General features: G+C 68.2%; 1 protein-coding gene. It reads left to right on the forward strand.

What is annotated here, in order from left to right:
- Positions 1 to 3,833: non-ribosomal peptide synthetase (locus HMPREF3138_RS09320; RefSeq protein ID WP_139145134.1), on the forward strand; the 3,833-nt coding region annotated here is incomplete at both ends.

Here is a 3,833-nt window from a genome sequence, read left to right on the forward strand (position 1 = left end):
GAAGCGCCGCAGGGTGAACACGAAACGCTGCTGGCGGGGATCTGGCGCGAGCTGCTGAACGTGGAGCAGGTGGGCCGCCACGATAACTTCTTCGAATTGGGCGGCCACTCGCTGCTGGCGGTGAAGTTGATGGCTCAGCTGCGGCGCGCCGGTTGGGGAACGAACGTGCAGACGCTGTTCTCAACGCCGACGCTGTCGGCGCTGGCGCAGGCGATGAGCGCGCAAGGTGAGGTCGACATACCGGAAAACCGGATTTTACCGGGCGGGGCCTCCATTACGCCGGAGATGTTGCCGCTGGCGACGCTGAGCCAGCCGGAGATCGACGCGGTGGTGGCGCAGGTGCCGGGCGGCGTGGCCAACGTACAGGACATCTACGCCTTGTCGCCGCTGCAGGAGGGGATTTTGTTCCACCATCTGCTGGCGGAACGGGGCGACCCGTACCAGCTGTCCGCGGTGCTGCGTTTCGACAGCCGTGCGCGCCTGGACGCCTGGCTGGCGGCGATGCAGCAGGTGATCGATCGCCATGACATTCTGCGCACCGCGTTCATCACGCAGGGCGTGTCCTCGCCGGTGCAGGTGGTGTGGCGCAAGGCTGAGCTGGCGCTGAGCGAGCGGCGTTTCGATCCGGCTGACGGCCCGATTTGGCAACAGCTGGCGGCCAGCTTTGATCCGTTGCAGCAGCGGCAGGATCTGACCCGCGCGCCGCTGCTCAACTTTACCGTCACGCAGGAGGAGGACGGCAGCTGGTGCGCCTTGCAGCAGTGGCATCATCTGATTGGCGATCACTCCACGCTGGCCTTCATGGAGCAAGAGATCGGCGAGATCCTCGCCGGCCGTGGGGCACAGCTGGGCGTCGCCCAGCCGTTCCGCAATGCGGTGGCGCAGGCGCGCTTGGCTCTCAGCGAGGCGGAGCACGAAAGCTTCTTCCGCGACATGTTGGCGGATATCCGCGAGCCGGTGCTGCCGTTCGGCCTGAGCGACGTGCATGGCGAAGGGCGGCAAATCGCCTGCCGCTACCAGGCGCTCTCTTCGGCGCTGAACCTGCGGTTGCGGCGACAGGCGCGGCGGCTGGGCGTCAGCCTGGCCAGTCTGTGCCACCTGGCCTGGGCGCAGGTGCTGGCGAGCGTCAGCGGGCGAGACGCGGTCGTGTTCGGCACCGTATTGCTGGGTCGCCTGCAGGGCGGCGAAGGCGCGGAACGGGCATTGGGGTTGTTTATCAACACGTTGCCGTTGCGTCTGGACATCGATCGGCGAGGCGTGGAGACGGCGGCAAGAGAGGCACACGTGCGGCTGAGCGGGCTGCTGGCGCATGAACATGCGCCGCTGGCATTGGCGCAGCGCTGCAGCGGCGTCAGCCCTGGGGCGCCGCTGTTCAGCGCCTTGCTCAACTATCGCCACAACAACGGTGAAGCAGTGGCGTTGCCGGAAGGTGTCAGCCTGCTGAGCGCCGAAGAGCGCACCAACTATCCGTTCGTGTTATCGGTGGAGGACGGCGGCGATTCGCTGGGCGTGACGGCGCAGGTGACCGAGACGGTCGATGCCCAGCGGGTGTGTGACTATATGGTGCAGGCGCTGAGCTCCCTGGCGCAAGCGCTGGAGCAGGCGCCGGAGACGCCGGTGTGTTCACTGGCGGTGGTGCCGGAGGCGGAACGCGAACTGCTGCTGCATGGCTGGAACCGCACCGAGCGCGACTACCCGCTGGATCAGACCCTGGCGGCGCTGTTCGAGCAGCAGGTGCGCCGCACGCCGGATGCCACCGCGCTGGTGAGCGGAGCGGAAAGCCTGAGCTACGCCCAGCTGAACGCCCGTGCCAACCGGCTGGCGCACGCGCTGATAGCGCGCGGCGTCGGCCCGGACAGCCGGGTGGCGGTGTGCGCCGAACGCGGCCTGCACATGGTGACGGCGCTGTTCGGTATCCTCAAGGCCGGCGGCGCCTATGTGCCGCTCGATCCGGCCTATCCGGGCGAACGCCTGCAGTACATCCTGCAGGATGCCGACCCGGTGCTGCTGCTGGCGGACGCCGCCGGCCGCGCGGCGCTGGGCGAGCCTGCGACGCCGCAGCTGGCGCTGGAGGCGGCGTTGCCGGATACGCTGAGCGCCGAGAACCCGGAACGGCGCGCGCAGGCGTCGCACCTGGCGTACGTGATTTACACCTCGGGCTCGACCGGTAAACCGAAGGGCGCGATGAACGAACACCGCGGGGTGGTCAACCGGCTGGTGTGGATGCAGGAGGCCTACGGCCTGACGGCGGCGGACACGGTGCTGCAAAAAACGCCGTTCGGCTTCGACGTCTCGGTGTGGGAGTTCTTCTGGCCGCTGATGGTCGGCGCGCGCCTGGTGATGGCGAAGCCGGAAGGGCACAAGGATCCGGACTACCTGAGCCGCGCGATCGAACAGTACGGCGTCACCACGCTGCACTTCGTGCCGTCGATGCTGCAAAGCTTCCTGGCGGACGGGCAGGCGGCGACGCGCTGCGGCCAGGTGGTGCGGGTGATGTGCAGCGGGGAAGCGCTGCCGGCGGCGCTGGTGGCGGAGTTTTACCGCCGGCTGCCGCAGGCGGAGTTGCATAACCTGTATGGGCCGACGGAGGCGGCGGTGGACGTTACCGCCTGGCACTGTTCGCGGGAGGCGGATCGGGTGTCGGTGCCGATCGGGCGGCCGATCGCCAACACGCGTATCTATCTGCTGGACGATCACGGGCAGCCGGTGCCGCTGGGGGCGGTGGGCGAGCTGTATATCGGCGGGGTGCAGGTGGCGCGGGGCTACCTGAACCGGCCTGAACTGACGGCGGAGCGCTTCCTTGCCGATCCGTTCGCGCCGGGCGGGCGGATGTACCGCACCGGCGACGTGGCGCGTTATCTGGCGAACGGCGACATCGAGTACCTGGGGCGCAATGACCAGCAGGTGAAAATCCGCGGCTTCCGCATCGAATGCGGGGAGATAGAGGCGGTGCTGGCGACGCACCCGGCGGTGCGCGAAGCGGTGGTGGATGCGCGGGCGGTGGGCGACGACAAACGGCTGGTGGCGTGGGTGGTGCCGGCCGCAGACGTGGCGGAAGAGACGCTGGCGGGCGCGCTGCGGCAGCATGTGAGCGCGGCGCTGCCGGACTATATGGTGCCGTCGGCCTGGGTGGTGGTGGCGGCGTTGCCGCTGTCGCCGAACGGCAAGCTGGATCGGCGGGCGTTGCCGGAGCCGCAGGGGGCGCAGAGCCAGGCGGCGTATGAAGCGCCGCAGGGGGAACACGAAACGCTGCTGGCGGGGATCTGGCGCGAGCTGCTGAACGTGGAGCAGGTAGGTCGCCACGATAACTTCTTTGAACTGGGGGGCCACTCGCTGCTGGCGGTGCGTCTGACCAACCGTCTGCAGCAGGTGGAATGGCAGCTGCCGTTGCAGACCCTGTTCGCCAACCCGACGCTGTTGGCGTTGGCGCAGCAACTGCGGAGAACCGATGAGGCGTTGCCTCCGATCGAGGCTATGCCACGCGGCGCCGCGTTGCCGCTGTCGTTTGCTCAGCAGCGTTTGTGGTTCCTGACGCAGTTGGAAGGCCTGAGTGAAACTTACCATATTCCCCTGGCGCTGAACCTGCGCGGCGAGCTGGATCTGCCCGCCTGGCGGCAGAGCCTGGATGCGCTCTATGTCCGCCACGAAGCGTTGCGCAGCCGGTTTGTCACCGTCGAGGGGCAGCCGCAGGCGCACATTCTGCCGGCAGACGCGCTGCCGTTGACGGTTCACGATCTGCGTGGGCAGCAGGATGCTCAGAGCCAGGCGCGGCAACTCGCGCAGCGCCTGACGGAGGCGCCTTTTGATTTGACGCAGGGGCCGCTGGTGCGCGC

This window comes from Serratia sp. HMSC15F11 (assembly GCF_001808215.1).
In the GTDB taxonomy this organism is placed as follows: Bacteria; Pseudomonadota; Gammaproteobacteria; order Enterobacterales; family Enterobacteriaceae; genus Serratia; species Serratia nevei.